The 26025-nt window shown below is 62.7% G+C and carries 33 protein-coding genes; 16 read left to right on the plus strand and 17 right to left on the minus strand.

Annotation, left to right across the window (positions count from 1 at the left end; translation table 11 throughout):
• Positions 1-7: 7 nt before the first annotated feature.
• Positions 8-1324, plus strand: a complete 1317-nt coding sequence (locus H5P29_RS01385) for a YeaH/YhbH family protein (RefSeq protein WP_067954800.1) — start codon at positions 8-10, stop codon at positions 1322-1324.
• 9 nt (positions 1325-1333) lie between these two features.
• Positions 1334-2890, plus strand: coding sequence for a SpoVR family protein (locus H5P29_RS01390; RefSeq protein WP_067954801.1), 1557 nt, complete (start codon positions 1334-1336; stop codon positions 2888-2890).
• 7 nt (positions 2891-2897) lie between these two features.
• Here the strand turns inward: H5P29_RS01390 and H5P29_RS01395 are convergent, their stop codons facing one another.
• Both H5P29_RS01395 and H5P29_RS01400 read right to left on the minus strand, forming a co-directional pair.
• On the minus strand, positions 2898-3623 hold the full coding sequence (locus tag H5P29_RS01395; protein ID WP_154384582.1) for a copper homeostasis protein CutC: 726 nt from the start codon (positions 3621-3623) through the stop codon (positions 2898-2900).
• Positions 3616-4530, minus strand: a complete 915-nt coding sequence (locus H5P29_RS01400; protein WP_154384581.1) for an ROK family protein — start codon at positions 4528-4530, stop codon at positions 3616-3618. Before H5P29_RS01400 ends, H5P29_RS01395 begins: the two co-directional genes overlap by 8 nt.
• 84 nt (positions 4531-4614) lie before the next feature.
• Between H5P29_RS01400 and H5P29_RS01405 the strand changes: the two genes are divergently transcribed.
• Complete coding sequence (locus H5P29_RS01405) at positions 4615-5613, plus strand: LacI family DNA-binding transcriptional regulator (protein WP_154384580.1); 999 nt, start codon at positions 4615-4617, stop codon at positions 5611-5613.
• 47 nt (positions 5614-5660) lie between these two features.
• On the opposite strand, the gene H5P29_RS01410 is transcribed toward H5P29_RS01405, so the two are convergent.
• The 5 genes from H5P29_RS01410 to H5P29_RS01430 are packed head-to-tail and all read right to left on the minus strand — an operon-like array spanning position 5661 to position 9478.
• On the minus strand, positions 5661-6458 hold the full coding sequence (locus H5P29_RS01410) for a transporter substrate-binding domain-containing protein (RefSeq protein ID WP_154384579.1): 798 nt from the start codon (positions 6456-6458) through the stop codon (positions 5661-5663).
• Positions 6459-6478: 20 nt separating this feature from the next.
• On the minus strand, positions 6479-7402 hold the full coding sequence (locus H5P29_RS01415) for an isoaspartyl peptidase/L-asparaginase (protein WP_067954815.1): 924 nt from the start codon (positions 7400-7402) through the stop codon (positions 6479-6481).
• 1 nt (position 7403) lies between these two features.
• The gene (locus H5P29_RS01420; RefSeq protein ID WP_067954817.1) at positions 7404-8135 is read right to left on the minus strand and encodes an amino acid ABC transporter ATP-binding protein; all 732 of its coding nucleotides are present in this window, start codon (positions 8133-8135) and stop codon (positions 7404-7406) included.
• On the minus strand, positions 8136-8807 hold the full coding sequence (locus H5P29_RS01425; protein ID WP_154384578.1) for an amino acid ABC transporter permease: 672 nt from the start codon (positions 8805-8807) through the stop codon (positions 8136-8138).
• A complete protein-coding gene (locus H5P29_RS01430; protein WP_067954822.1) occupies positions 8807-9478 on the minus strand; it encodes an amino acid ABC transporter permease in 672 nt (223 codons plus the stop codon). Before H5P29_RS01430 ends, H5P29_RS01425 begins: the two co-directional genes overlap by 1 nt.
• A 282-nt stretch (positions 9479-9760) precedes the next feature.
• On the opposite strand from H5P29_RS01430, the gene H5P29_RS01435 reads away from it, so the two are divergent.
• On the plus strand, positions 9761-10333 hold the full coding sequence (locus tag H5P29_RS01435) for a transglutaminase-like cysteine peptidase (RefSeq protein WP_067954824.1): 573 nt from the start codon (positions 9761-9763) through the stop codon (positions 10331-10333).
• Here the strand turns inward: H5P29_RS01435 and H5P29_RS01440 are convergent.
• Both H5P29_RS01440 and H5P29_RS01445 read right to left on the minus strand, forming a co-directional pair.
• Positions 10313-10873, minus strand: coding sequence for a GNAT family N-acetyltransferase (locus tag H5P29_RS01440; RefSeq protein ID WP_154384577.1), 561 nt, complete (start codon positions 10871-10873; stop codon positions 10313-10315). The two genes, H5P29_RS01435 and H5P29_RS01440, sit on opposite strands and share 21 nt — an antisense overlap.
• Before the next feature lie 176 nt (positions 10874-11049).
• Entirely contained in the window at positions 11050-11277 is a 228-nt protein-coding gene (locus tag H5P29_RS01445) for a YdeI/OmpD-associated family protein (RefSeq protein WP_067954828.1), read from the minus strand.
• Between the two features lie 141 nt (positions 11278-11418).
• Here H5P29_RS01445 and H5P29_RS01450 point away from each other — a divergent pair, with 141 nt between their 5' ends.
• The gene (locus H5P29_RS01450; protein ID WP_154384576.1) at positions 11419-11859 is read left to right on the plus strand and encodes a DUF2214 family protein; all 441 of its coding nucleotides are present in this window, start codon (positions 11419-11421) and stop codon (positions 11857-11859) included.
• On the opposite strand, the gene nth is transcribed toward H5P29_RS01450, so the two are convergent.
• Entirely contained in the window at positions 11853-12659 is an 807-nt protein-coding gene (nth, locus tag H5P29_RS01455; RefSeq protein WP_154384575.1) for an endonuclease III, read from the minus strand. The two genes, H5P29_RS01450 and nth, sit on opposite strands and share 7 nt — an antisense overlap.
• Before the next feature lie 22 nt (positions 12660-12681).
• On the opposite strand from nth, the gene H5P29_RS01460 reads away from it, so the two are divergent.
• Both H5P29_RS01460 and H5P29_RS01465 read left to right on the plus strand, forming a co-directional pair.
• Positions 12682-13176 (plus strand): DUF2244 domain-containing protein, encoded by a 495-nt coding sequence (locus H5P29_RS01460; RefSeq protein ID WP_154384574.1) that lies wholly within the window; start codon positions 12682-12684, stop codon positions 13174-13176.
• A 62-nt stretch (positions 13177-13238) separates the two neighbouring features.
• Positions 13239-14165, plus strand: a complete 927-nt coding sequence (locus tag H5P29_RS01465) for a methylated-DNA--[protein]-cysteine S-methyltransferase (protein ID WP_154384573.1) — start codon at positions 13239-13241, stop codon at positions 14163-14165.
• Here the strand turns inward: H5P29_RS01465 and H5P29_RS01470 are convergent.
• Complete coding sequence (locus H5P29_RS01470) at positions 14095-15009, minus strand: EamA family transporter (protein ID WP_154384572.1); 915 nt, start codon at positions 15007-15009, stop codon at positions 14095-14097. The two genes, H5P29_RS01465 and H5P29_RS01470, sit on opposite strands and share 71 nt — an antisense overlap.
• A gap of 218 nt (positions 15010-15227) precedes the next feature.
• Between H5P29_RS01470 and H5P29_RS01475 the strand changes: the two genes are divergently transcribed.
• The 7 genes from H5P29_RS01475 (at position 15228) to H5P29_RS01505 (ending at position 19579) form a co-directional block, all read left to right on the plus strand.
• Positions 15228-15494, plus strand: a complete 267-nt coding sequence (locus tag H5P29_RS01475; protein WP_067954840.1) for a hypothetical protein — start codon at positions 15228-15230, stop codon at positions 15492-15494.
• 611 nt (positions 15495-16105) lie between these two features.
• Positions 16106-16579 carry a hypothetical protein gene (locus H5P29_RS01480; RefSeq protein WP_067954842.1) on the plus strand — a complete coding sequence of 158 codons (474 nt, stop codon included), beginning with the start codon at positions 16106-16108 and terminating at the stop codon, positions 16577-16579.
• 34 nt (positions 16580-16613) lie between these two features.
• Positions 16614-17003, plus strand: a complete 390-nt coding sequence (locus H5P29_RS01485) for a hypothetical protein (RefSeq protein WP_067954844.1) — start codon at positions 16614-16616, stop codon at positions 17001-17003.
• Positions 16970-17467, plus strand: coding sequence for a hypothetical protein (locus H5P29_RS01490; RefSeq protein WP_067954846.1), 498 nt, complete (start codon positions 16970-16972; stop codon positions 17465-17467). The genes H5P29_RS01485 and H5P29_RS01490 overlap by 34 nt, the downstream gene beginning before the upstream one ends.
• Before the next feature lie 32 nt (positions 17468-17499).
• The gene (locus tag H5P29_RS01495; protein WP_246790358.1) at positions 17500-17931 is read left to right on the plus strand and encodes a hypothetical protein; all 432 of its coding nucleotides are present in this window, start codon (positions 17500-17502) and stop codon (positions 17929-17931) included.
• Positions 17932-17997: 66 nt separating this feature from the next.
• Positions 17998-18897, plus strand: a complete 900-nt coding sequence (locus H5P29_RS01500; RefSeq protein WP_067954849.1) for a ribokinase — start codon at positions 17998-18000, stop codon at positions 18895-18897.
• A 67-nt stretch (positions 18898-18964) separates the two neighbouring features.
• On the plus strand, positions 18965-19579 hold the full coding sequence (locus H5P29_RS01505) for a LysE family translocator (protein WP_067954851.1): 615 nt from the start codon (positions 18965-18967) through the stop codon (positions 19577-19579).
• A gap of 72 nt (positions 19580-19651) precedes the next feature.
• On the opposite strand, the gene H5P29_RS01510 is transcribed toward H5P29_RS01505, so the two are convergent.
• Positions 19652-20593 carry a nucleoside hydrolase gene (locus tag H5P29_RS01510; protein ID WP_154384570.1) on the minus strand — a complete coding sequence of 314 codons (942 nt, stop codon included), beginning with the start codon at positions 20591-20593 and terminating at the stop codon, positions 19652-19654.
• Positions 20594-20722: 129 nt separating this feature from the next.
• On the opposite strand from H5P29_RS01510, the gene H5P29_RS01515 reads away from it, so the two are divergent.
• Together H5P29_RS01515 and H5P29_RS01520 are read left to right on the plus strand one after the other, a co-directional pair.
• Positions 20723-21148 (plus strand): Hsp20 family protein, encoded by a 426-nt coding sequence (locus H5P29_RS01515; protein WP_154384569.1) that lies wholly within the window; start codon positions 20723-20725, stop codon positions 21146-21148.
• Between the two features lie 62 nt (positions 21149-21210).
• Complete coding sequence (locus tag H5P29_RS01520) at positions 21211-21468, plus strand: DUF1150 family protein (RefSeq protein ID WP_067954857.1); 258 nt, start codon at positions 21211-21213, stop codon at positions 21466-21468.
• Positions 21469-21561: 93 nt separating this feature from the next.
• Here H5P29_RS01520 and ptsN read toward each other — a convergent pair whose 3' ends face one another.
• The 5 genes from ptsN to H5P29_RS01545 form a co-directional block, all read right to left on the minus strand.
• Positions 21562-22026, minus strand: coding sequence for a PTS IIA-like nitrogen regulatory protein PtsN (gene ptsN, locus H5P29_RS01525; protein WP_067954859.1), 465 nt, complete (start codon positions 22024-22026; stop codon positions 21562-21564).
• A gap of 64 nt (positions 22027-22090) precedes the next feature.
• A complete protein-coding gene (gene hpf, locus H5P29_RS01530; protein ID WP_067954861.1) occupies positions 22091-22675 on the minus strand; it encodes a ribosome hibernation-promoting factor, HPF/YfiA family in 585 nt (194 codons plus the stop codon).
• 280 nt (positions 22676-22955) lie between these two features.
• On the minus strand, positions 22956-24488 hold the full coding sequence (gene rpoN, locus H5P29_RS01535; protein WP_067954863.1) for an RNA polymerase factor sigma-54: 1533 nt from the start codon (positions 24486-24488) through the stop codon (positions 22956-22958).
• 190 nt (positions 24489-24678) lie between these two features.
• Positions 24679-25500: an LPS export ABC transporter ATP-binding protein gene (lptB, locus tag H5P29_RS01540; protein ID WP_067954865.1), complete on the minus strand. Its 822-nt coding sequence runs from the start codon at positions 25498-25500 to the stop codon at positions 24679-24681.
• Positions 25501-26010: an LptA/OstA family protein gene (locus H5P29_RS01545; RefSeq protein WP_172582912.1), complete on the minus strand. Its 510-nt coding sequence runs from the start codon at positions 26008-26010 to the stop codon at positions 25501-25503.
• Positions 26011-26025: the final 15 nt, after the last annotated feature.

A 26025-nucleotide genomic window follows, 5' to 3' on the forward strand; every position in this document is an offset into this window, starting at 1 on the left:
GACCGAAATGCCGAACTTTATCGATCGGCGCCTCAATCCCAAGGACAAGAGCCTTGGCAACAGGCAGCGTTTTCTGAGGCGCGCCCGGGACGAGTTGAAACGGGCGATCAACGAGCGGGTCAGGTCCGGAAAGATCGACGCGGTGGGGGAAGACCAGGTCATCCCGATCCCGCGCAAGGGGATCGGGGAGCCGACCTTTCAACGCGCACCACATTCGGGCCGCCGAGAGGAGGTCCTTCCCGGCAACAAGACGTTTGGCACCGGCGACCGCATCCCGCGCCCGGCCGCCGGCGGCGGCAAGGGGTCGGACCCATCGTCCTCGGGCGACGGCGAGGACGATTTCAATTTCGTGCTGTCGCGTGAGGAAGTGCTCGACCTGTTCTTCGAGGACCTCGAACTGCCCGACTTGGTCAAGCTCAACCTCAAGGAAGTGGTGACGTTCCGGCCGCGCCGGGCAGGTTTCACGATGAGCGGCAACCCGACGAGCATCAGTGTCGGGCGCACCATGTTCAACAGCTTCGGCCGGCGCATCGCGCTGCGGCGGCCGCGGCAGGCCGAGATCGACGCGGTCGCGGCGGAGCTCGCCAAGCTGGAGGGTGAGAGGCGGCCAAGCGCCGCCATTCTGCAACGCATCGCGGCCTTGCGCGAGGAGCTTGCAACACTCGCGCGGCGGCGAAAGCTGATCCCCTACATCGACCCCATCGACATCCGCTTCAACCGGTTCGAGCCGCAGCCGGTGCCCAATGCCAATGCCGTCATGTTCTGCCTGATGGATGTCTCCGGCTCGATGGGCGAGCGCGAGAAGGACCTCGCCAAGCGCTTCTTTGTCTTGCTGCACCTGTTTCTCAAGCGGCGTTACGCCAAGACCGACATCGTCTTCATCCGCCACACCCATGAGGCATCGGAGGTCGACGAGGACACCTTTTTCTACAGCACCCAGAGCGGCGGCACCGTCGTTTCCACCGCCCTCGACGAGATGCTGCGCGTCATCCGTGAGCGCTATCCGGCCAAGGAGTGGAACATCTACGCCGCCCAGGCATCCGACGGCGACAACATCCCCAACGATTCAGAAAAGTGCGTGTCGATGCTCGACAGCACGCTGATGCGGCTCTGCCAGTACTACGCCTATGTCGAGATCATCGACGAGCGCGAAAGCGAGATGTTCCGCCACGCCGACAACGGCACGTCATTGTGGAATGCCTACCGCGAAGTCAGCGCCGAATGGCCGAACTTCGAGATGACACGCATTGCCAAGCCGTCCGACATCTATCCCGTCTTTCACGAGTTGTTCGCCAAGGCGCCAGCCCCGGCCAAACGCGGATGAGGATGCAAGTTGGAAAAACGTTCGAAACAGTTGCCGCTGCTGTTCACCAGTTCCGACTGGAACTTTGACGACCTGTCGCGCGCCTATGACGCGATCCGCGAGATCGCGGTCAACGAGCTTCGCCTCGACTTCTACCCCAACCAGATCGAGGTGATCTCGTCCGAGCAGATGCTGGACGCCTATTCTTCGATCGGCATGCCGCTGATGTACCAGCACTGGTCCTTCGGCAAACATTTCGTCCACGAGTCCAACCTTTATCGCAAGGGGCGGATGGGACTCGCCTATGAGCTGGTGATCAACTCCAATCCCTGCATCACCTATCTCATGGAAGAAAACACCATGGCGCTGCAGACGCTGGTCATCGCGCATGCGTCGTTCGGCCATAATCACTTCTTCAAGAACAATTACCTGTTCCAGCAATGGACCGACGCTGGCGCAATCCTCCCTTATATGGAGTTTGCCAAGAGCTTCATCGCGCGTTGCGAGGAACGCTACAGCCCGGCTGCCGTCGAGGCCGTGCTGGATGCAGCGCACGCGCTGATGCCGCAGGCAGTGTTCCGCTACCGCCGCCGTCCGCGCCTGTCGGTCGAGCGCGAGCGGGCACGCATTCGAGAGCGGCTGGAGCACGAAGAGCGCACCTTCAGCGACCTGTGGCGCACCCTGCCGCAAGCGGCCGAGGCAGAAGCCCCGCGCGAGGTCCAGACCGACATGTCGGAACGGCAGTCGGCGATCGAGTATCCCGAGGAGAACCTGCTCTACTTCCTGGAGAAAAACAGCCCCGTGCTCAAGCCCTGGCAACGCGAGATCCTGCGCATCGTCCGGGTCATCGCGCAGTATTTCTACCCGCAGCGGCAAACCAAGGTGATGAACGAGGGCTGCGCCACCTTTGTCCACTACACAATCATGAACAGCCTCTATGACAAGGGCCAGATCAGCGAAGGCACCATGCTGGAGGTGCTGCAGAACCATTCCAACGTCGTGTTCCAGCCGCATTTCGACGACCCGCGCTACGGTGGGCTCAATCCCTATACGCTGGGCTTCAACATGATGCGCGACATCCAGCGCATCTGCACCGAACCGACGGCGGAAGACCGCGACTGGTTCCCCGACTTCGCCGGCAATGGCGACTGGTGCGGCACACTGCTCGACGCCTGGGCCACGCACCGCGACGAATCCTTCATCCGGCAGTTCCTGAGCCCGGCGCTGATCCGCGACATGCGGCTGTTTTCGCTGCAGGAAGAATCATCGGACCCCTATTACGAGGTGATGGCGATTCACGACGAGCGCGGTTACGAACGCGTGCGTTCGAGCCTCGCCAACAGCTACGATGTCGGCATGACCCAGCCCGACATCCAGGCAGTGGATGCCGACCTCAAGGGCGACCGCAAGCTGCGCATCAAGCACACCGTGCACAATGGCGCGACGCTGGTCGAGGAAACGCGCAACGAGACGATACGCTACATCCAGCGGCTCTGGGGCCATGAGGTCAGCCTTGTCGGTGTCGACGCCCAGACTGACAAGGTACTCTACGAGGTCTCGTCCAAAGAACTGGGCGAGAAGGCCTGAGCCCACCCTACGCCAGTGCCGCCTTCATCCTGCGCACGACGCCTGTGTCGGTGTGCTTTGGCCGGAGCGCGACAAAGCCGAGTTCCAGCGCCTTGTCGGCGGGTGCGTCTGATGCCAACGAGCAGGACGAGTGGATTTCGCGCAGCGGCAGCCGCGCCTTGATCGCGCCGACAGTGTCGAGATTGACGCCGGATCCCGGCATGATGACGATGCGGCCTTGCGCATGGTCGAAGCACCTAGCCAGCGCGTCGAGCCCCTTCAATGCCGTGGTTTCGCCGCCCGAGGTCAGGATGCGCTCGAAACCGAGAGCGACGGCGAGCTCGACCGCCTCGCTGAAGTCAGGCCCGGCAAGGTCGAAGGCGCGATGCAGCGTCATGCCGAGCCCCTTGGCCTGGCCGGCCAGGCGCGCAAGTAACTCGTGGTCCAGCGAACCGTCCGGCCTGTTGGCGCCGAGCACGACACCCGCCAGCCCGGCGGCACGCACCGCGTCGATGTCGGCCAGCAAGGTAGCAACATCCGCATCGTCAAAGACGAAGGCACCGGGGCGGGTGCGGATCATTGCATAGACCGGGATCGGCGCCTGGGCGGCAAGCGCCATCAGGCCGGGCGACGGCGTGAGGCCGCCGGTTTCGAGCGCCGCGCACAATTCGATGCGGTCGGCACCGCCTTCAATCGCCGCAGCCAGGCTTTGCGGGCTGTCGACGCAGACTTCGAGACGGATTTTCTCAGACATTGGCGAGCTCCTGGAAACCGACGGCTGCGGCGCCGATGAGGCCCGGTTCGGTGGTCAAGGCGGCCTTGACCACCAGCGGGCCTTGCGCACGCCGCAGCGTGCGGCTGCGCACCTGGTTGTCGAGCGCCTCGATCAGCTCGGGCACGTTGGACAGGCCGCCACCAACGGGAACGATGGACGAGCCGATGATGTTCATGGTCAGCGCCAGCGGAACGCCGACGAGCTCGAGATAAATGCCCATGGTGCGGCGCGCCTTCGGCTCCCCTTCGCGCCAGCGGTCGATGACCTCGGTGCTCGACAGCGCGTCACCGCACAGGAAATGATGCAGCTTCTCGACCCCGCGCGCCCCGCCGATGGTGTCGACGCAGCCGACCTGGCCGCAGCCGCAGGTGAAATGCGGGATGTCGACTGGCGGCGTGCCGACCCTTGTGGCAAGCGCCTGGCCGTGGCCCCATTCGCCGGCGTAACCGCCAGCACCGGTGACCAAGCGCCCGTCGATGACCAGGCCGCCGCCGACGCCGGTTCCAAGGATGATGCCGAAGACATTGCGATGGCCGCGCCCTGCCCCTTCAGTCGCTTCCGCCATGGCAAAACAGTCAGCATCGTTGGCGATCCACACCGGCAGGCCGATCTCAGCCTCGAGATCGGCGGCGATGATGCGGCCGTCGACGCAAGGGATGTTGGCGCATTTCAGGCTGCCGGAGGCCGGGTCGACGACGCCGGCGATCGAAATGGCAACGCCCCGTGTTGTGCCGCGATCCAGCGCCACGCGTTCGGCAATGACGGCGGCGAAAGCCGTGAAGTCGTCGAGCGGTGTCTTCACCCGGTCGATGATCTCGATTTCGCCGGGCGAGCGCGCACGCGCGCTTTTTATCGTTGAACCGCCAATGTCGAAGCAGGTAAGCATGAAATCAGTTCCCGGATGGATGAATGCTGCGGGACGTCTGGCCACGGCGCCCGAATTTCAAGACCAAAACTCGCAAAGGCACTTATGGACAGTACGCGCAAACGACGAACGTCGCCGACCATCGCCGATGTCGCCGAGCTGGCTGGCGTGTCGCGCGCGATCGCCTCGCGGGCGCTGTCGAGCGAAAGCCGTCCCGTCTCCGCCGACAAGCGCGCGCGTGTGCTTGAAGCAGCAGACAAGCTCGGCTTCAAGCCCAATCTTCTGGCCCGCAGCCTGACCACCAAGACGGTCAACCTGATTGCCGTCATCGTCAACCACATCCACGACTTCTCCGACCTCGACCTGTTCGACCTGCTGATCAGCGACATCCAGTCGATCGGCAAGCAGGTGATCTTCCTGCGCGTCGGCTCGGTCGAGCGCATCGAGGAGTTCCTGCGCAACGGCGTTGCCTATCATGTCGATGCCGCACTGGTGTTTTCCGACTTCGCCGACGCCGAAAGCGTACGCAAGATGTTCCGCAGCGACGACGTTCTGATGCTCAACGGCATGCATGACGGCTCGTCGCCTTCAGTCGTGCCCGATGAAGCGACCGGCATTGCCGGAGCTGTCGCCGACGCCGCCAGCAAGGGCGTTGCCACCGCAGCGCTTGTGACCGGCCGCGTGTCCTCACCGGTCGAGCAGCAGCGCATCGCCAACTACAAGGCCGAGATGGCCAAGCGCGGCATAAGGCTGGTTGCCGAACTGCGCGGTGACTACTCCTACCAGAGCGGCCGCCACGTCGCGCTGTCGCCTGAATGGCCAACGACCGACGCGGTGTTCTGCACCTCGGATGCGATGGCCATGGGCATCATGGACGTCCACCGCGATGCCTTTCCCGGCAACAGGCCAGAGCGCTTCCGCCTCTATGGCTTCGACAATCTGTCGCTGACCGATTTCGAGGCCTACCCGATCTCGTCGATCGGTTATGACAAAAAGACCTATGTCGGCGAAATCCTGCGCTTCCTGGCGACGCCGGAGCAGTTTGGCAACGGCCATGCCGAGGTGACGGTGCCGACCTTCTTCGTGGCAAGGGCAACGTCCTGAATGCAAAACGGGCAGGCTTCCCGCCTGCCCGCTGCCTCAGCCCTGTCTTACCAGAGCGGGGTCAGTGCCGGCGGGTTGGCTGTTTCGCCCCACCACTTCTTGTAGTTCGTCTCATAAGCGCCGCTCTGGATATAGTCGGAGACGAACATGTCGATCCAGCGGACGAAGCCCTCGTCGCCCTTAGCGACAGCGATGCCGATCGGGTCGTTGGAGTGCAGGCCCGGTAGCGTCACCAGGTTCTCGTTCTTGGTGGCGAGATAGTCGAGCAGCGAGGAGTCCTCGATGGCCGCGTCGACCCGCTTCTGCTGCAGCAGCAGCACGCCTTCAGGCGAGAAGTTGTCGGTATAAACGAGCTCGGCCTCAGGTGCTGCCTTCTTGATGAAGGTCTCGCCGGTCGAGCCGCGGCCGACGACGATCTTCTTACCGGCGAGGCCTTCCAGCGAGGTGATGCCGGCGTCCTTCTGGACGATGATGCGCAGGCCGGCGCGGTTGTAAGGGATCGAGAAATCCACCGATTTGGCGCGCTCGAGCGTCGCCGAGGTGTTGGCAACCGCGATGTCGATCTGGCCCGACACCAGCATCGAGATGCGGGCGTCGCCCGACACGTCCACGAATTCGACCGGCACGCCGAGCTTCTCGGCGAGCTGGGTGGCAACGTCGACGTCATAGCCGACCGGGTTGTTCTGGGCGTCGCGGAAGCCGATCGGCTCGCCGCCAAGCGACACGCCGATGCGCACGGTGCCGCGCTCGCGGATCTCGTCGATCTTGCCGGCCTGGGCAGCACCGGTGGCCGCAAGGCCCACGGCCAGGGCCATGCCGGCGAGTTTCGTGATCAGGTTCTTCATATTCCCTCTCCCTCGGGTTGTTAGGATGTGAACGGTTCGGCGAAGCGATGTTCCGGTTCGGGCAAATCGGTGTCCCAGAACCAGTATTTGATCTGCTCTTCGCAATTCAGGCTGACAACCTTGTGGTTGCCCTTGGCGTCGAGCGCGTGGATGACGACGCCGGCCAAGAAGCCGTCCTTCAGCTCGCGCAGCTCGTCGATGGCAAGGGCTATGGCCTGCTCCAGCGAATGACCGAGGCGCATGGCGAGCACGATGGTGCGCGCGGTGCCGCAGCGCATGGTCATCTCGCCGGTATGGGTGCAAGCGGCGGCGCCGAAACGGCTGTCGGCGTAGAAGCCGGCGCCTGGGATCGGCGAGTCGCCGAGACGGCCGGGATATTTCCACGCCCAGCCCGACGTCGAGGTCACGACATTGAGCCCGCCAAGGCTGTCCTTGGACAGGAATACTGTGGTGTCGCGTACCCGTTCGGGGTCGGTGATGGTGCGGCTGAGCGGCGCGAGCGCGATGTCGGGGAACTTCGCCAGCTCCTCCGGCGACAGTTCCTTTTCGAGCCGCTGCCACCAGACACGCTTGCTGTCTTCGTAGAGCGTTTCGTCGACGCCGAAGCCGATCTCGGTGGCGAAGCGGCGGGCGCCGTCGCCGGTCAGCATGACGTGCGGCAGCCTCTTCATCACCTCATGGGCGAGCGCTGCCACCGGGATGGTATCGGGCACCGCACCGACCGAGCCCACTTCGCGCGTCGTGCCGTCCATGACGCCGGCGTCGAACTCCATGCGGCCGAGCATGTTCGGCCAGCCGCCGAAGCCGACCGAACGGACCTTGACCTCGCGCTCGACCTCGCTGATGCCGGCAACCATGGCATCGATGCCGTGGCGGCCAGCCTTCAGAAGTTCGACGCTCTTGGAGAAGCCGGGCCAGGCCTCGGAATTGGCAAGCAGGATCATTTCAGTCTTTACGCATCTTGGAGAGGAACTGGGCCACGCGCGGCAGGGCCATGCCCGTGGCGGAGAAGAAATCTTCGGTCGGCAGGTCGGCGATGAGCTGGCCCTTGTCGAGGAAAGCAATGCGCGACGAAATGGAGCGCGCAAACTCGATCTCGTGGGTGACGAAGACCATCGTCGTGCCGCCCTTGGCGAGATTGGCCAGGATCGACAGCACCTCCGACGTCATCTCGGGGTCGAGCGCGCTGGTGACCTCGTCGAGCAGAAGATAGCTCGGCTTCATCGCCAGCGCCCGGCAGATGCCGACGCGCTGACGCTGGCCGCCTGACAGTTGGGAAGGATAGGCGTCGGCACGCTCGGAAAGCCCGACTGAATTCAACAGCTCGCGCGCCTCTGCCTCGGCCTGCTTGCGCGGCACCTTCAGCACCTCGACCGGGGCAAGTGCCACGTTCTGCACTGCAGTCATGTGCGGATAAAGATTGAACAGCTGGAACACGGTACCCGAACGCTTGCGCGCCTCGGCAAGCTCGCGCGGCTTGGAGACGTCAAAATTGTCGACAGTGATCTTGCCGGCGTCGATCTTCTCCAGGCCGTTGATGCAGCGGATCAGCGTCGACTTGCCCGAGCCGGACGAGCCGAGCACCGAGACGACCTCGCCTTGGCGGATCTCGAGGTCGATGCCGTTGAGGACAGTGGCGGCGCCGAAGGATTTGCGCAGGCCGGTGATGCTGATCATTTACAGACCCTTCCAGGCGGTATGGGCGCGAAGCCGCTTCTCGAAGCGCGCGCCGGCATAGGTCACCAGCTTGGCGGTGAGGTAATAGACCAGGCCTACGGCGGTCCAGACGATGAACGGCTTCAGCGTGCGCAGGTTGAGAATGTTGCCGACCTTGGTCAGATCCATCACGCCGATGACCGAGATCAGCGAGGTGACTTGCAACTGGTTGACCAGAAGGCCGGTCAGCGGCCCGATGGCGAAGGCTGTCGCCTGCGGCGCGATCACCCGGCGCAGGATCTGCCAACGCGTCAGGCCGAAGACCCGCGCGGCCTCGATCTGGTCGCGACCGACCGACTCGATGGCCGAAACGGCGATGACGTAGATGAAGGCGGCACTGTTGCCCGAGAGCGTGATGACGGCGGCTTCAGTCGGCGTGACGTTGATCTTGAGGAACGCCGGCAGGCCAAAGAACACCAGGAACAGTTGCACCAGGACAGGCGAATTCTTGAGCAGTTCGGCGACGAAGGTGACGAGTTGCATCAGCACCGGCACGCGGTAGAAGCGGACCACCGCCCATGCGGTGCCGATGACGAGGCCGATCAGCGTGGTCGAGACGAACAAGGCCAGCGAAACGCCAAGACCCTGCAGCAGCAGAATGATGTCGAACGGCGTGAAATCCCCGTAGCGCATCAGACGGCTCCCTCTTCCTGGTGACGGTTGAGGTAGCGGTGCAGCATGCCGATCAGGATCGAAACGGCATAGGTCAGCGCGGCGTAGGCGACGAGCAGGACAAAATAGACCTCGAACGGACGGAAGGTGTTCGATGCGACGATCTTGGCGGAGCCGGTCAGTTCGTTGAGCGTGATCGTCGACAGGATCGACGAGGTCAGGATCAGGTTGATGAAGACCGAGCCCAAAGGTCTCACCGAGGCGCGCAGGGCAATCGGCAGAATGATCTTGCGGAAGATTGTGATCTTCCTCAGACCGCTGACCTGCGCTGCCTCGATGACGCCCGGGTCGATTGCCAGGATGCCCGAGCGAATGACGTCAGAGGTGAAGGCGCCGCCGGCGATCGACAGCGCGACGACGCCGGTGGTGAAGGCGTCGATGTAGATGCCGATCTCGGGCAGGCCGAAATAGAAGAAGAACAGCTGCACGATGAACGGGATGTTGCGGAAAATGTCGATATAGACCGCAGCCACCCGGTTGAGCAGCGGCGACGCCGAGGTGCGCATCGCGCCAACGACAAGACCCAGCGCCAGCGAGCCGACGACGGCAAGCGTGCAGGCCTGCAACGTCAGCCACGCCCCTTCCAACAGGAAGGGGATATGCTTGGCAAGGATCGACAGGTCGAACTTCAAGCGGCACGTTCCCAAAAGTGAAACCGGTTTCACTCTGCAAAACGGCCGAAGCGATGTCAACGCCTCGACAGGCTGAGTTGCAGTTTTTTCATCGGGGAACGTCCCGCCAAGAGCCTCGGTTCGCCGCCCCTGCGACCGGCCGGTGGGACAATGTCTCAACTCTTATGTGTTCGGTTTACAATTTGTTAGGGGCGCTGCCTCGTTTGCGACCAATCGTCATTTTAGCAACCGCTCATTAACCGACACACGTCATCCTTTTTCTACGCATCGGGGACTACCACTGTGAAAAGTATCGTCGCGCTGATCGCGCTATCGGCGTCGTTTGCCTGTACGCTTGCTGCCCAGGCCGGAACGACCATGGAGACCAAGGGTAAGGCTTTTGCGCCGCCCGCATTCGCCTCGTTCTGCGGCCGTGAGCCGGGCCTGTGCAGCACATCCGGCGGCAGCAAGGTTGTTGCCTTGCACGCCGACCTCAAGTCCGAGCTCAAGCAGATCAACCGCGCCGTCAATTCGCGCATCAAGGAACGCAACGATATCGGCGATGACTGGCGCGTGCCGGTTTCATCAGGCGATTGCGAGGATTTCGCGATCCTGAAGAAGCGCGAATTGCTGAAGCGCGGCTGGCCCGGTTCGGCGTTGCTTTTGACGGTGGCGCGCTACCGCGGCCAGGGCCACACGGTGCTGACGGTGCGCACCAACGAGGGCGACCTGATCCTGGACAACCTGACCAGTTCGGTCCGCGACTGGTCCAGCACGCCCTACAATTATTTCGCGCGCCAGGCTCAGGGCAACGGCCGAAGCTGGGAACGCATCGGCGGCGCCAAGCCGGTCACCTCAACCGCCGTGGGCGGCTGACCCAACCGAACCTCTCCGCTCTAGCAGGATGGTCGGCTCACCGTGATAGGTGGTCCGGCCGGTCTCGCGGTAGCCGTTCTTCTCGGCGACCCGCAACGACGCACCGTTTGCCGGATCGATGATGCAGACGGTAGGGCCGGCAAAGCGGCTGTCGGCCCAGCGCACGAAGGCCGCGACCGTCTCGCTGGCGATGCCCTTGCCGTGCATGTCAGCGACAAAACCCCAGCCGGCCTCAGGGATACCTTCTATCGAAGGCGTGATGTCACGCTTGAGATCGTGGAAACCCGCTTCGCCGATGAAGCGGCCCGTCGCCTTTTCCTCGATCGCCCAGAAACCGTAGCCAATCAGCGACCATGAACCGGCATGACGGAGGAAACGCTGCCAGCTTTCCTCGCGTGTGCGCGGCTTGGCGATGAAGCGCGTGACGACCGGATCGGCCCACATCCCGGCATAGGCATCGAAGTCTTCAAGCCGATGCGGCCGCAGCACCGTTCGCTCGGTCTCGATGACGGGAATGTCGGCAAGGGAAAAGGCGGCCATCGTCGATCTCCATGGACAATGGCAGCGGGTCTAGCACAGATGGCCGGCAGAACAGCAGGCCAGAACCCAGTGACGCTGTCCGCCAGTGGCCAACCTGTCCTAGTCCGAGAAATGGAACGGCCCGGGCTTCCTCGTGGGGTCTTATCCGAAACCGTCCCTGCTTTCAGAACCATGCTCTAACCGTGCCAGGCCATCCGCATATAGACGTCGCCACGATCGAGCTCATCCAGCATCTGGTCGAGCCGCTTGCGGCGGGTCGTCGCCAGCTTGGCGCGATCGATCCAGCCAAGATAATCATTGCGCTGGTAGTCTGGCCGCCCCTCATAGGCGCCGACCAAGCCACGCGAGACGAGCTCGTTGCGGATCCAGTCGGGCATCGGATTGATCTGTCGTGTCAGCGCCATGGTTGAAACGTGTATTTCCTCAGTCTCTTCGTCAATTCGACAAGTGACAGACAGCTGACATTTGCTGACATCTGCCTCGTCATATGCTTGCCCTACGTCCGTTGCTAAGGTGCCGCGGTCGAGTCGCATCACGAGGCACTGATGACTGACCTTATCCTGACCATCATTCACCACCTCCTGGCATTCTCCCTTGCGGGCGTGCTCGCTGCCGAGGTGATACTGGTTCGCCCCGGGCTCGGCCGGCGCAATCTCGCACTGCTCGGACGCATCGACGCGGTCTATGGTGGACTTGCAGCACTGCTGGTGCTCATCGGCGCGTCGCGTGTCTATTTCGGACTGAAGGGCTGGGAGTTCTATATCTACAACCCGACCTTCTGGGCCAAGATGGTGGCGTTCGCGGCCGTAGGCCTGCTGTCGATCGCACCCACGATCCGTATCGCGCGCTGGCGTGGCGCCGGCGGTGGCGAGGCTTATGTCGTCCCGAATGCCGAGATTGCCAGGGTGCGCAACTTCCTCAAGGCCGAGATCGCCGTGTTCGCGCTGATCCCGATATTTGCGGCGGCGATGGCGCGCGGCTACTGAGCCGCCACTTCGGCTTCGGCGACCTCGATCGGGTCGATGTCGTCGAGAGGCACCAGCGGCGCCGGTTCGCTGGTCGACTTGTCAGGCGACTTGCAGATATCGGCGATGACGCAACGCCAGCAGTCGGGCTTGCGTGCCTTGCAGACATAACGGCCATGCAGGATCAGCCAGTGATGGGCATGGCGCATGAACTCGTCAGGGATGATCCTGACCAGCGTATCTTCGACCTGCTCGGGCGTCTTGCCAGGTGCCAGACCGATGCGGTTGCCGATGCGCAATATGTGGGTGTCGACGGCCATGGTGTGTTGGCCGAAGGCCATGTTGAGCACGACATTGGCGGTCTTGCGGCCAACGCCGGGCAGCTCGACGAGCTGGTCGCGGTCGTCGGGCACCGCACCACCATGATCACGGATCAGCACCTCGGACAGGGCGATCACGTTCTTGGCCTTGTTGCGCCACAGACCGATGGTGCGGATGTGCTGGCCCACGATTTCCTCCCCCAGTGCCAGCATCTTCTCGGGCGTGTCTGCGATGGCAAACAGCGCGCGCGTCGCCTTGTTGACGCCGGCGTCGGTCGCCTGCGCCGACAGCACCACCGCAACCAAAAGCGTGAACGCGTTGACGTGTTCGAGCTCGCCCTTCGGCTCCGGCCGCTGGACCGAAAAGCGGCGGAAGATCTCGTGCACTTCGGCCGCCGAATAGAGTGAACGGCGGCGCGTGGCGCGCGGTTTGGCTGCGGCACCGGACGTGCGGCCTTTCGGCAGGGCCTTGGCCTTATCTTTGGGCTTGGGGTTTTTCATCGCCCCTCTATAATTGTCAGGCATGAGCGAGACAAACGCCACTTTTGCAGCCGACGAGCCATTCTTCAAAGCGTTGCTTCTGCCGCACCGCTCGCTCGGGCACACCGGATTCATGATCTTGATGGGTTCGCTGACCTTTGGCTGCATGGTCACCGGCGCCATATTTCTCAGCCACGGTGCCTGGCCGATCTTCGGCTTCCTCGGCCTCGACGTCGTAGCCCTTTATGTCGCCTTCCGGCTCAATTATCGCGCCGCGCGCGCCCGAGAGGAGGTCAGCGTCTCCCGCACCAGCCTCGACATCCTCAAGACCGCCCCGTCGGGCAAGTCGGAGCAATACCATTTCAATCCGTTCTGGACGCGATTCGCAGTTTCCCGTCATGACGAGATCGGCATCACCGGCATGGCGGTCGAGACGCGTGACAACAGCGTAGCGATCGGAAGTTTCCTCAACCCCGATGACCGCGAGAGCTTTGCCACGGCTTTTTCGCGGGCTCTTGCAACCGCAAGGAGCAGATGAGCAGGAATCGGGTGGGAAATACCCACAGCCAACGCGACATTGGCGTCCAAGGAGATCAAGCCATGAACGCCCAGACGCAAATGAAACCTGTCGCCACGCTGCAGCACGACATCACGCCGACCGGTTCGGAGTATGAGACTGTGCGCCGGGTGATCGAAAAGATCAGCCTCGACTACCGCGACCAGCCGTCGCTCGAGACGCTGGCCGCCGAGGTCGGCGAGACACCGACAAGCTTGCAGAAGCTGTTCAGCCGTTGGGCCGGCCTGTCGCCGAAAGCCTTCCTGCAGGCGGTGACGCTCGACCACGCCCGCAAGCTGCTCGACGACGGCCTGCCGCTGCTCGAAACCTCATTCGAGGTCGGCATGTCGGGGCCGGGCCGCCTGCACGACCTGTTCGTCACCCATGAGGCGATGTCGCCGGGTGACTACAAGACACGCGGCGCCGGGCTCACCATCCGCTACGGCTTTCACATCTCGCCCTTCGGCGTGGCGCTTGTCATGGTCACCGACCGCGGCCTCGCCGGCCTGTCCTTCAACGACGCCGGCGAAGAGCGCGCCGCCTTCGCCGACATGTCCGGCCGCTGGCCGAACGCCACCTATGTCGAGGACATGAGTGCAACGGCCCCTTATGCCGCACACATCTTCGACCCGACGCGCTGGCGCCAGGATCAGCCCTTGCGCGTGGTCATGATCGGCTCCGACTTCCAGGTGCGGGTGTGGGAGGCGCTGCTCAAGATCCCGATGGGTCGGGCCTGCAGCTATTCTGCGATCGCCTCGGAAGTCGGCTCGCCCAAGGCAAGCCGGGCGGTTGGCGCTGCCGTCGGAGCCAACCCGCTGTCGTTCGTCGTGCCTTGCCACCGGGCGCTTGGAAAGTCGGGCGCGCTGACCGGCTACCACTGGGGTCTGACACGCAAGCGGGCTATTCTGGGCTGGGAGGCGGGGCAACTGACCGCTGCGGACGCGAAAACAGCCGTGGCCCGAACAGGTTGATGCACAGTCCGGCGATGACAAGACTGGAAGCCACCAGCTTCCAGTCTTGTAGTGGCTCGCCCAGCAGCACCGCCGAACCGAGGAAACCGAACACCGGCACCAGCAAGGTGAAGGGCGCAACGGTCGAAACCGGATAGCGCGCCAGGAGCCCGCTCCAGGCCGCAAAGCCGAACAGCGTGGAGAGATAGACGATATAGGCGATCGAGCCGACCGACGCCCAGTCGAGCCCGGTGAAGCTGCTGACGAAATGCTCGGGGTCGAGGACCAATGCCACGACCAGCAGCGGCGGCAAGGCGAAGAGGCTGCCCCAGACGACGAGGCCGAGCACGTTGGGTGCCGTGGCGGCACGCTGCGAAATCTGCTTGGAAACGACGTTGCCGCCGCCCCAGGCAGCAGCCGCTGCGATCAGCAGCAACAATCCGACCATGGTCACGTCACCACCGACATGCAGCCCAACCAGCCCGACGCCGCCAAACGCCAGCGCAGCGCCGGCCAACTGCCAGGGTGTCGGCCGCTCGCCGAGCAGGATCATCGACAGGCCGATGGTGAAGAACACCTGCAACTGCAGGATCAGCGACGACAGCCCCGCACTCATGCCGATCTTCATCCCCGTGAACAGCAAGCCGAACTGCAACGCAAAAATCAGCAGGCCATAGGTAGCGATCATCGACAGCGGCACGTTCGGGCGCTTGATGAAGAAGACCCACGGGAAGGCAGCCAGGAAGAAGCGGGCGACGCCGAGGGCCAGTGGCGACACCTGCTTGAGGCCGATTTTGATGATGGCGAAGTTGACGCCCCAGATCAGAACAATGCTCAGGGCGAGCAGCAGATGGCGCGGGCGCATGCTTCAATTTTCCTGACGCTATCGATCAAATATTTGAATTTATTGACTTTTTATCCTATACGATGATGACCCGGAGGGAAAGACCTGCCCATTGCGACGGCTTCGGGTTTCATCTCTGATCACGGTCGATCGCACTCGTTGGCGAGAAGTGCGTTGAGGCGGCTGATGGACTATTGGTTGGTGGAGCGGCATGATCCGCAGATTCGGAAGGAACGCCCATGCCTGCAAAATTTGAAAACACGACCAACACACCGAACCTGATCAACGTGCATATCAACGCGTTGGAGCCGGGGAACCTTATTGTTCGTCTTGAGTATGTGACCTCCCAGGAGCATATCGAGCGGGTTCGTCGTGGAGAGGCCACGGCTGAGAGTGTGGAACTTCTGATAAAGCCGCACCAGGCACGGAAAATCGCAGAAGGCCTCGTCCGCCAGGCGGACCTGATCGAAGCGTCAAAGCAACCCAGTGGCGGCTCCAAGCAGTAGCACCAATCTGCAAATGATGACGGCCCGCCTCCGGCGGTGACGAAATCGTGTTCTCGTCTTGGCTCCTTGAAGGTATCGAGTTCCAGGCGACGCTTTTCAAGCTCAATCTAATCAGCTGGTTCGCCAATCTTCATTGGTTGGTTGAGCTTGGCTAACTCGCGCCCGCTGCTGTTGGGTCAACTGCGGGCCTGACGCCGCATAAGCTCGTATGCTTGTGCTGCGCGCCATGGCGAGATTATATCAGCCATCGATCATATTGTTTGAAAGAGACTGCGGCAAAGTCTCGCCATGCTTAGTCGATGAGCATATTCTTGCTGCTGTGGACCATACTCACCTCACGGCTGGTTCAATCGTAACGCACAGATACTTGACGGGATGGCCGCTCAATTCGAGCAAATAATTTGCTGCGACAAAACAATTTATAAAATATACTTTAATTCAACACAGCAAACGAGATTGACGCCGTGTCGAAAATCTCGAATTCATGTAGAATAAATTATATGCATACAAACGAACTTTTGGTCAGAGTTTGGCGTTAATATCAAATTAACCATACTGGATCACCGTCGCCTCCAGGACAGATGCATTTTTTTGCGGTCCCGGAGAGCAGAATGAAATACTGCATTCTCACTGCAGGTCTTGCCGTAGCGGCTTGCTCTATTGCCCAGCCGGCGCTCGCGGCCACCGGCAACGTCACCTTCAACGGCACTGTCGCGGCAATCTGCACGCTGGTCGTCACCAACGGCAGCGGCACGATGACGGTGAGCCCAGACCTGCAATCGTTGAGCTCGCACAATGCCGGCGGCGTGGCCGGCACTATCACGGCCACCACAACGGGCAATGTCGCGATCAGCATTGGCGCGCCAACTGCAATCACCGTGCCGCCGGCCGATGTCACCCCGATCACCTGGGCGCCGACCTATTCGGTGGCAGGTGCCCATACGGTTGCGGAAACAGGGGCCTCCTCCAACCTGTCGACGCCCGGCGTCGACACCGTCACCGTCCACCTCACCGGCACCAAGACCGGCTCCGACATCTTCGCCGCCGGCAACTATTCGGCCACCGTCACGGTCACATGCCAGTAACGCCTGCGCAGACAGGAAAGACAGGGAGAGCTTGATGTTACGCAGTCTGGCAATTCCATTTCTCGGAATGGGTCTGGCGGCCAGCCCCGCGTCCGCACAGTCTATGTCGCCGATGCGCGGCGAAGTGACGAGTTTCACCGATGCCTTCGCTGTGCGGGTGTTTCCATCCAACCCCTACAACAAGAAGATCCGGATCGATGTCCGGGTCTACGACCAGAACTTCCAGCCGGTCGACGCCAAGATAGCGCCCGACAGTTTCATGCTGGGGGCAGAGGCGTCACGACCGGTCCTCGTGGTCGTGCCGTTCGACGGCAACAATGAGCGTAAAGTGCGTATATGTACGGAAAGCGTGCCATTTCCAAATGAACAGACGCAGATCAAGGCTCAAATATGCGGAAAATTCCTCGGACAGCGGCGTTTCTGACGCTCACGAGCCTCGCCGCATTGACGCCTTGCGCGTCCTGGGCAGAGGACGTCTACAATCTCAACCAGAACCAGAGCGGCTTCTCCTTGCCGGGCGTGACATTGCCGCAAGGCCAGGACGAGGTGCGCGCCGCGGATGGCACGACCTGCCGTTCGGCCGTATCGGGCAGCGGCGCCTATCTCGATGTCGGCGTGATCCAGGGCAACAACCGCGAGAACAACGACATCGCCACTTATGGCCGCGTCGTCATCCCGATCGGGCGCACGCCGAAACGGCTCGACTGCTCCAAACTTTATGAGCTCGAAGTGGCGCGGCTGCAGATGGAGCTGAAGCTGCTCAAGATGGGGCTGGGTGCACCCGGCGGAGGCGATGTCACCGGCTCGGTGCAGCATTCCAAGGCGGGCTGGGCAGACAGCGGCTGGACCGATGGCAAGACGCCGCCACCAAAACAGACGGGGCAGTGAACATGCGCGCCGGCGCTTCTGTCCTGGGGATCTTGAGCCTCTGGCTCACCGCTGCGCCTGCGCAGGCGGCGATCATCGGCACCTGCACCATCAACGTCCAGACAACGGGCACGCTGTCGCCCAATCCGACGATCAATGTCTTCGGCTCCAGCCAGGCCGGGGGCTCGGCCGCCTCGGTGACAGTGACAACCAGCTCGCTATTGTGCTCGATCCTGAACCTGCTCGACTGCTATGGCCTGTCGGCACCCGCCCCGGTCAACTTCCTCTCGGCGCCAAGCGGCGGCGATGCCAACGTGACCTTCGCCTCCACCTACACGGTGGATAGTGTGACTTATGGCGGCAGCACGATCACGCGGGTGTCAAACGGAACCAGGATCATCCCGGTGAACCTGACAGCCACCAAGTCGACCGGCATATTCCCGGCCGGCACCTACCAGGCCCAGGTCGTCTTCCGCTGCGAATGACCAGGCACCATCTGGCAAGCGACCGCGACACAATGTAGTTTCCGGCTGACTTTTCAGGAGACTGCCGTGATCACCGTTGTCGGATCCATCAACCTCGACCTCATCGCAACCGTCGGCCGCCTGCCCGGCCCGGGCGAGACCGTACCCGGCGGCGACTTCAAGTCGGCGCCCGGTGGCAAGGGCGCCAACCAGGCGCTTGCCGCCGCACGCGCGGGCGCTGAGGTGCGCATGGTCGGCGCGGTCGGCAAGGATGCCTTCGCCGGCGAGGCCGTCGCCTTCCTCAAAAGCGGCGGCGTCGACCTTTCCGGCGTGGCCGAGATCCAGGCCGCCACAGGCATCGCATTGATCCTTGTCGGCGGTGACGGCGAGAACATGATCGCGGTGGTGCCGGGGGCCAACGGTTCGGTGGTGCCGGGCGATCTCGCCAAGGCACAGTTCAAGAAGGGCGACATCGTGCTCCTGCAGCACGAGATCCCGCTTGCGACCGTCGACGCGGCGCTTGAGGCGGCACGCAGTGCCGGCGCCGTGACCATACTGAACACCGCCCCCTTCCGCGCCGAGGCGGCAAGCTTCGTCGGCAAGGCCGACTATGTCATAGCCAATGAAACCGAATTCGACCTCTACGCCGAGGCGCTTTCGCTGCCCGCGGGCGAACGGCCGGAGCGGATGGGCGAATTCGCCCGGAGCACCGGCGCCACTGTCATCGTCACGCTCGGCGGGGATGGTGTCCTGGCGGCAAGAGGCGACGAGCTCATCCATGTCGAGGCGCTAAAGATTACCCCTGTCGACACCGTCGGTGCCGGCGACACCTTCTGCGGTTATCTCGCTGCCGGCCTGTCCGCGGGACTCGACCTCAAGGACGCGCTCCGCCGCGCCGCCGCCGCCGGATCGCTCGCTTGCCTGAAGCCAGGCGCCCAGCCGGCGATCCCGCTGGCCGCCGAGGTGGACACAGCACTCATGGGTTGAGTTCCGCCCACTAGACACGCAAAAACTTCGCGTGCTTAGTGTCGGTCGACCGCCGGAGGAATGGAACATGTCGCTTGAACTCTACGCCGCCTATGTCGTCGCCTGCATCGTCATCGTGCTGATACCGGGGCCGACGGTCACGCTGATCATCGCGTCCAGCATCAGGCATGGCACGCGCGCCGGCCTCGCCAACGCCGCCGGCACGCAGATCGGCGTCGCCATGATGATCGCCATCGTCGGCATCGGCCTCAACCAGATGATCGAGGCGATGGGGCACTGGTTCGAATGGGTCCGGCTTTTGGGCGCCGCCTATCTGATCTGGCTCGGCATTCAGATGTTCCGCTCGGGAGGCGAGCTCGCCGCCGACGGCACGCCCAGGCGGCCGCGCGGCGGCTTTTTCCTGCAGGGCTTCCTGGTTGCGATCAGCAACCCCAAGACGTTGATCTTCTTCGGCGCCTTCATCCCGCAGTTCATCGACCCGAGCGCCAACTACGCCCAACAGATCGTCATCATGGGCGTCACAGCGATGGTCTTCGCGGCGATGTCGGATTCGGCCTACGCGATTGCCGCAGGCCGCGCCGGCAAGTTCCTGTCGGCCAAACGCCTCAAGCTGATGACCCGCATCTCGGGCACGTTCCTTGTCGGCGGCGGCGTCTGGCTGGCGTTTTCGCGGACGCGGTAGATCTTTCGCCAGATCGGCAATGCAAAAGGGGCGGCCATGTACCGCCCCTTCTTCCTCCAAACATTGGCGGCTTCACAGCCGGCCAAGGCGCTCGACGAGCAGCGCGAAGAAGCCGTCATGGTCGATGTCGCGCATCACCATGGCGTTCTTCGGACGCTTGGTGACGCCCCACCAGTCGATGACGGTCATGCCCATGGTCAGCTCCGAGGAGGTTTCCACTGTCACATTGCAGTGGCGGCCCTGGAACAGCTCCGGCTTGAGAAGGTAAGCAATGACGCACGGATCATGCAGCGGGCCGCCGTCGGTGCCGTATTTGCCTTCGTCATAGCGTTCGAAGAATTCAAGCATCTGCGCCGTGGCAAGGCCGACCTTGGTGCCGAGTTTGCGGAAGGCGTCGATGCGCTTGGTCGTGGTCAGCGCCTTGTGGGTGACGTCGAGCGGCATCATGACGATCGGCACGCCCGAGCGGAACACCACGTCGGCCGCATGCGGATCGACATAGATGTTGAACTCGGCGGCAGGGGTGACGTTGCCGCCTTCGAAGAAGCCGCCGCCCATCAAGACGATCTCCTTGATACGTGGGGCGATCCTGGGTTCGCGGATGAGGGCGAGCGCGACGTTGGTGAGCGGGCCGAGCGGACACAAAGTGATGGTGCCGGCTTCCTCGCGCATCAGCGTCTCGACGAGGTAGTCGACGGCATGCTGTTCCTGCAGCTTCATTGTGAGTTCGGGCAGATCGGGGCCGTTCAGGCCGGTCTTGCCGTGCACTTCCTCGGCGGTGACCAGTTCGCGGATCAGCGGCCTGATGGCGCCGGAATAGACCTTGATGTCGGGACGGCCTGCCAGCTCGCAGATCTTGCGGGCATTGTTTTCGGTCAGCTTGAGCGGCACGTTGCCGGCAACAGCGGTAATTCCCAGAATGTCGAGCTCGGAGCTCCCCAGCGCCAGCAGAATGGCGACGGCATCGTCCTGACCGGGGTCAGTGTCGATGATTATCTTGCGCGGTACGGGCATTTTCTTTCCTTGTTGGGCAGTTTTTTGCAGTCTTGAAGTTGCCGACGGCGCGGACCATATCAACAACAGACGGGAAAATGCCATCCGGGTTTTTCCGCATTATGTCGCTCTCGGAGGACAAGCTGTAACATGAGCCGTATGACGCCCTTCTCAAGCCCGCTTCTCCTGGGCTTCGACACGATGGAAAAGACGCTGGAGCGCCTTGCCAAGTCGGGCGACAGCTACCCGCCCTACAACATCGAACGCATCAGGGATGCCGATGAACGGAGCGAGAGGCTGCGGATCACGCTTGCGGTCGCCGGTTTCGCCGAAAACGATCTCGAAGTCACCGTCGAGGAGAATCAGCTCATCGTGCGCGGTCGACAGAGCGACGACAAGGAGCGCGAGTTCCTGCATCGCGGTATCGCCTCACGACAGTTCCAACGCTGCTTCGTGCTGGCCGACGGGATGCGGGTGATTGCGGCCGATCTGAAGAACGGTCTGCTCTCGGTCGATCTCGACCGGCCGGAAGCCGAGCGACTGGTACGGAAAATAAACATATCGGTAGCAGACTAAGCACTGCCGATGGCTCTCATGCGGGATGGCCAATACGGCATCCTGGCTAGAAGGAGGCTACAATGCCCAATACTGCCCAGAGACACACGATGACCACGGGCGAGCTCGCCCATCTCGGCGAAGGCTCCGTCGCCTATCTCAGGAAGGTATCCAGCGACGATCTGCGCGGCCGTTTCCCAGGCCTGACCGAGATCGATCCCGGCCTCGAGTTGTGGGCGCTGTTTGCCGCGACCGGCGAACCGATCCTGTTGTCCGATGCCCGTGACCGCGCGCTTGCGGGTGCGATGGAAAACGACCTGACGACCGTAGCCATCCACTAACCTGTAGCCCGCGCTTTCGGCCGGCGACAGGATGGCGAAACGGCAAAGGGCCGCAAAATGCGGCCCTTCCCAAACTTTTCCGAAACATCGAAATCAGGCGGCGTGCGAAGCCGGCGTTTCCGACAGCAGCGCGTGGATCGCCGCCGCATCACGCGTGCCGCGAATCTTGGCGACCGTATCGGCGTCGCGCAGCACGCGTGCAATGCGCGACAGCGCCTTGAGATGGTCGGCTCCCGCCCCTTCGGGGGCCAGCAGCAGGAAGACCAGATCGACCGGCTGGTCGTCCAGCGCCTCGAAATCGACGGGCGTTTCCAGACGCGCAAAAACGCCGGTGATGCGCTTTACGCCTGCGAGCTTTCCATGCGGGATGGCGATGCCATTGCCGACACCCGTCGAGCCAAGACGCTCGCGCTGAAGGATGGTGTCGAACACCTCCCGCTCGGGGATACCGGAAATCGATGCGGCCCTTTCGGCGAGAAGTTGCAGAAGCTGCTTCTTCGAATTCGCCTTCAAGGCCGGCATGATTGCCGGAGCCTCGATCAGATCACTCAGATCCATGCTGAAATTCCCTTGCTGTGCTCACCGCCGCATTGCCCCAAAACCCCACATGCGGTGGCGGCTACTATCCCTGGGCGACCTTTGCGGTCGAGGGATCTATCCAGCCGATGTTTCCATCAGACCGGCGGTAGACGATGTTGAGGTGCTCATTGCCGGCATTGCGGAAGACCACAACAGGGCTATCCTTGGTGTCGAGTTCGATGACGGCCGATGCAACCGACATCGTCTTCAGAACCATCGTCGACTCGGCAACGATGGCGGGCGCGAAATCTTCGGGCACATCCTCGTCGTCATCGACGAGCGCTGCGACCACCGAATAGGCGACATCGGTCAATTCACCGTTGCCGGCGCCCAGATTGTGCGACTTCAGCCGGCGCTTGTAACGCCTCAGGCGAGTCTCGAGCTTGTCGGCCGCCGCGTCGAACGCGGCAGTCGGTTCCTGTGCGTCACCGGTCGCTTGCAACGACATGCCCGAATCGAGCCGTACCACACAATCGGCGGTGTAGCGCGAGCCGGCCTTCACGACGTTGACGTGCCCGGAGAAGCCGCGATCGAAATACTTGCCGATCGCTTCGCCGATACGTCCCTCAATGCGCGTACGAAACGCATCGCCGACGTCCATGTGTTTTCCTGATATGCGCAGGCTCATCTGAAAACTGACCTTTTCTGTTCAGACTTCAAACCGGTCCGAGTTTATACCCGTGGCAGATGCAAACAAGCGTTGGCTCGCCTGTCACACCAATTTTAAGTCCGAACTTGTCGGCTGATCTTGGGCCACCCGCCGGCAGCCGCAGGCTCGTGTCACAAGCCATCCTGTGCCGCATCTTTCCTTGGTGGGCTGAGCCCTCTTCATGCGGGCGGGCTTCTAGACACTTCATTAAGGATTGTCAATCAAGCGCGGGAGAGGCCTGAATTCCGCGCCTTTCGGCCTAGCCGGCGGCACCTGCCAGCGCGCGTTTTTCACGCCTGCGCTGCACCGACGAGGCGATGTTCATGCCTTCCCGGTACTTGGCGACCGTACGGCGGGCGATGTCGACGCCACTTTTCCTGAGGATATCCACAATGGCATCGTCGGACAGCACGTCGGAGGCCTGCTCTTCCTCGATCATCTGGCGAATACGGTCGCGTACCGCCTCCGACGAATGCGCGTCGCCACCTTCCGCCGAGGCGATCGAGGCGGTGAAGAAGTAGCGCAGTTCGAACACGCCACGCGTCGTCAGCATGTACTTGTTGGCTGTGACTCGGCTGACGGTCGATTCGTGCATGCCGATGGCATCGGCCACGGTGCGCAGGTTGAGCGGCCTGAGATGGCGCACGCCGTGGACCAGGAAGGCATCCTGCTGGCGCACGATCTCCGAGGCGACCTTGAGAATGGTCTTGGCGCGCTGGTCGAGGCTACGGGTCAGCCAGTTGGCGTTCTGCAAGCACTCGCTGAGGAAGTTGCGTTCAGCCGCGTCCTTGGTGCGACCGGTGACCTGGGCGAAATACACCTGGTCGACCAGCACGCGTGGCAGGGTGTCAGGATTGAGCTCCACCGCCCAGCTGCCGTCGGCGGCCTGGCGCACCTCGACATCGGGCACGATGGTATCGGCTGAGCCGCCGACAAAGGCTCCGCCGGGCCTGGGATCGAGTGCGCGGATCTCAGCCAGCATGGCGAGCAGATCCTCCTCGTCGACGCCGCAGATGCGCTTCAGGCTCTGGAAGTCGCGTTTTGCGAGAAGGTCGAGATTGTCGATCAACGCTGCCATCGCCGGATCGAGCCGGTCGCGGCGGATGAGCTGGATGCGCAGGCATTCTGCCAGGTCGCAGGCAAACAAGCCGGCAGGATCGAAAGCCTGGCAATCGGCAAGGACCCTCAGCACGAAGGCCTCGTCGACACCGAAGCGCGCCGCGATCTCGTCGGCTTCGCCACGGAAATAGCCCGCTTCGTCGAGCCAGTCGCTCAATTCGGAGGCAACGAGCCGCTCTACCGGGTCGGTGAAGGCGAAGGATATCTGCTCACCGACATGGTCGCGCAAGGTGACGGCGGCCGCCGCCATGTCCTCCATGTCGAAACCTTCGGAGCCGCCGCCCGAACCGGAGCCGGAAGACGCCGACTTCCACTGCATGGCAAGGTCGGGTCCCATGCGCTCGACGGCACCGGGGTCATCGGGGAACAGGTTTTCGAGCGAGGTGTCGAGTTTTTCGGAGATGGCCTCGGAACTCCAGCCGGCCTCGCCTTCGAACCAGTCCTCGCCGGCCGCGCTGGCCTCGCCCTGGGTCTCGATCTTGGGGAACTGGTCAGCCGGCGCGTCGTCAGGCACTTCTGCCCGTTCGAGCAGCGGATTGCGCTCGATCTCGTCGTCGATGAAACGTTCAAGCTCGGTATGGGTGAACTGCAGCAGCCTGATCGACTGCATCAGCTGTGGCGTCATCACCAGCGATTGGGACTGCCGTAGCTGTAGTTTCGCCGACAGCGCCATTGCTCGAAGTGGTCCGATCCCGATCCTGCGCAGCCGAAAACCGGCGCGCTCGCCAGCCGCGATAAAACTGGCCCGGCTTTTGCATGTCAAGCAGATTGGGGATTCGCTATCGAGATTGCCGGCGCATTGCCCGGCAATGGTGAAGGAAGGCTGCGCATTTCACCGGCACGTTGTGCGCTGGCGGGCAGCCCTAAAGGGTGAAGCCCTCGCCGAGATAGAGACGGCGGACGTCGGGATTGGCGACGACCTCGTCGGCGCGGCCATGGGTCAGCACCTCGCCGGCATGGATGATGTAGGCACGGTCGATCAGGCCCAGCGTCTCGCGGACGTTGTGGTCGGTGATCAGAACGCCGATGCCGCGCTTGGTCAGGTGTCGGACGAGTTGCTGGATGTCGGCGACGGCGATCGGGTCGATACCGGCGAAAGGCTCGTCGAGCAGCATGTAGTTGGGCCGGCTCGCCAAGGCGCGCGCGATCTCGAGGCGGCGGCGCTCGCCGCCCGACAAGGCGATCGCCGGCGACTTCCGGAGATGGCTGATGTGGAACTCCTCGAGCAGCGCATCGAGCGACTTCTCGCGCTCCTTGCGGCTCTTCTCCACCACTTCGAGAATGGCGCGGATGTTGTTTTCGACCGACAGGCCACGAAAGATCGAGGCTTCCTGCGGCAGGTAGCCGATGCCGAGACGGGCACGGCGGTACATCGGCATGGCCGTGACGTCGAAGCCGTCGATCTCGATCGTGCCCTGGTCGACGGGAACGAGCCCCGTAACCATGTAGAAGCAGGTCGTCTTGCCGGCGCCGTTGGGGCCGAGCAGGCCGACGGCCTCGCCGGCGCGGACGCCGAGCGTCACGCCCGAGACCACCTGCCGGCCCTTGTAGGCTTTGGTCAGCCCCTTGGCGATCAGCGTGCCCTTGAACTTACCGCTCTTGGCACTGCCTGTTGTCGCGGGCGCGGCAAGTTTTTGCGCCGAGCCAGGCTTCAGACGCGACAACAGCGAAGATGCCTCAGTCATTTATTTCTTCTGCGACCCCGGTGTGATCGACATCATAACGCGACCATTGCCCTTGGTGCCCTTGTTGCAGCCGTCGACCTGGGCAAGCCCGGTCTTCATCTGCACGGTGAGCTTGCAGCCGACCAGCACGTTATCGCCTTCGGACAGCACGACTTCCTTGCCGGACATCACCAGCACCTCGGTCTTCATATCGAAGGTGCCGCGGTCGCCGGTGGCCACCTGCTTGTCGGACTTCACATAGACCTTGTCGTCGACTTCAAGCCTGTCGATGTTGGCCGAGCCGGTGGCGGCCGAGCCGCCATCCTTGGCGTAATAGACGGTCATCTTGCCCGACTTCATGACAGTCGGGCCCTGGGTGACGCTGACATTGCCGGTGAAGATCGCGAGATTCTCCGATTCGCGGACCTCGAGCTTGTCGCTCTCGATCTGGATCGGCTGGTCGCCCGAGAGCTTGAGACCTGAAAGCCTGCTCTGGCTATCCTGCGCAAAAGCGCCGGCGGTGCACAGCATCACGCCCGCGCATGT

The sequence above is a fragment of the Aminobacter sp. MDW-2 genome, from assembly GCF_014250155.1.
Taxonomy (GTDB): domain Bacteria; phylum Pseudomonadota; class Alphaproteobacteria; order Rhizobiales; family Rhizobiaceae; genus Aminobacter; species Aminobacter ciceronei.

Coding starts and splice junctions, on each gene's coding strand:
- H5P29_RS01385 (WP_067954800.1), top strand. CDS start 8: ATGCCGAACTTTATCGATCGGCGCCTCAATCCCAAGGACAAGAGCCTT.
- H5P29_RS01395 (WP_154384582.1), bottom strand. CDS start 3,623: ATGTCTGAGAAAATCCGTCTCGAAGTCTGCGTCGACAGCCCGCAAAGC.
- H5P29_RS01400 (WP_154384581.1), bottom strand. CDS start 4,530: ATGCTTACCTGCTTCGACATTGGCGGTTCAACGATAAAAAGCGCGCGT.
- H5P29_RS01405 (WP_154384580.1), top strand. CDS start 4,615: ATGGACAGTACGCGCAAACGACGAACGTCGCCGACCATCGCCGATGTC.
- H5P29_RS01410 (WP_154384579.1), bottom strand. CDS start 6,458: ATGAAGAACCTGATCACGAAACTCGCCGGCATGGCCCTGGCCGTGGGC.
- H5P29_RS01415 (WP_067954815.1), bottom strand. CDS start 7,402: ATGATCCTGCTTGCCAATTCCGAGGCCTGGCCCGGCTTCTCCAAGAGC.
- H5P29_RS01420 (WP_067954817.1), bottom strand. CDS start 8,135: ATGATCAGCATCACCGGCCTGCGCAAATCCTTCGGCGCCGCCACTGTC.
- H5P29_RS01425 (WP_154384578.1), bottom strand. CDS start 8,807: ATGCGCTACGGGGATTTCACGCCGTTCGACATCATTCTGCTGCTGCAG.
- H5P29_RS01440 (WP_154384577.1), bottom strand. CDS start 10,873: ATGGCCGCCTTTTCCCTTGCCGACATTCCCGTCATCGAGACCGAGCGA.
- H5P29_RS01445 (WP_067954828.1), bottom strand. CDS start 11,277: ATGGCGCTGACACGACAGATCAATCCGATGCCCGACTGGATCCGCAAC.
- H5P29_RS01450 (WP_154384576.1), top strand. CDS start 11,419: ATGACTGACCTTATCCTGACCATCATTCACCACCTCCTGGCATTCTCC.
- nth (WP_154384575.1), bottom strand. CDS start 12,659: ATGAAAAACCCCAAGCCCAAAGATAAGGCCAAGGCCCTGCCGAAAGGC.
- H5P29_RS01460 (WP_154384574.1), top strand. CDS start 12,682: ATGAGCGAGACAAACGCCACTTTTGCAGCCGACGAGCCATTCTTCAAA.
- H5P29_RS01465 (WP_154384573.1), top strand. CDS start 13,239: ATGAACGCCCAGACGCAAATGAAACCTGTCGCCACGCTGCAGCACGAC.
- H5P29_RS01470 (WP_154384572.1), bottom strand. CDS start 15,009: ATGCGCCCGCGCCATCTGCTGCTCGCCCTGAGCATTGTTCTGATCTGG.
- H5P29_RS01475 (WP_067954840.1), top strand. CDS start 15,228: ATGCCTGCAAAATTTGAAAACACGACCAACACACCGAACCTGATCAAC.
- H5P29_RS01480 (WP_067954842.1), top strand. CDS start 16,106: ATGAAATACTGCATTCTCACTGCAGGTCTTGCCGTAGCGGCTTGCTCT.
- H5P29_RS01485 (WP_067954844.1), top strand. CDS start 16,614: ATGTTACGCAGTCTGGCAATTCCATTTCTCGGAATGGGTCTGGCGGCC.
- H5P29_RS01490 (WP_067954846.1), top strand. CDS start 16,970: ATGCGGAAAATTCCTCGGACAGCGGCGTTTCTGACGCTCACGAGCCTC.
- H5P29_RS01505 (WP_067954851.1), top strand. CDS start 18,965: ATGTCGCTTGAACTCTACGCCGCCTATGTCGTCGCCTGCATCGTCATC.
- H5P29_RS01510 (WP_154384570.1), bottom strand. CDS start 20,593: ATGCCCGTACCGCGCAAGATAATCATCGACACTGACCCCGGTCAGGAC.
- H5P29_RS01515 (WP_154384569.1), top strand. CDS start 20,723: ATGAGCCGTATGACGCCCTTCTCAAGCCCGCTTCTCCTGGGCTTCGAC.
- H5P29_RS01520 (WP_067954857.1), top strand. CDS start 21,211: ATGCCCAATACTGCCCAGAGACACACGATGACCACGGGCGAGCTCGCC.
- ptsN (WP_067954859.1), bottom strand. CDS start 22,026: ATGGATCTGAGTGATCTGATCGAGGCTCCGGCAATCATGCCGGCCTTG.
- hpf (WP_067954861.1), bottom strand. CDS start 22,675: ATGAGCCTGCGCATATCAGGAAAACACATGGACGTCGGCGATGCGTTT.
- rpoN (WP_067954863.1), bottom strand. CDS start 24,488: ATGGCGCTGTCGGCGAAACTACAGCTACGGCAGTCCCAATCGCTGGTG.
- lptB (WP_067954865.1), bottom strand. CDS start 25,500: ATGACTGAGGCATCTTCGCTGTTGTCGCGTCTGAAGCCTGGCTCGGCG.
- H5P29_RS01545 (WP_172582912.1), bottom strand. CDS start 26,010: ATGCTGTGCACCGCCGGCGCTTTTGCGCAGGATAGCCAGAGCAGGCTT.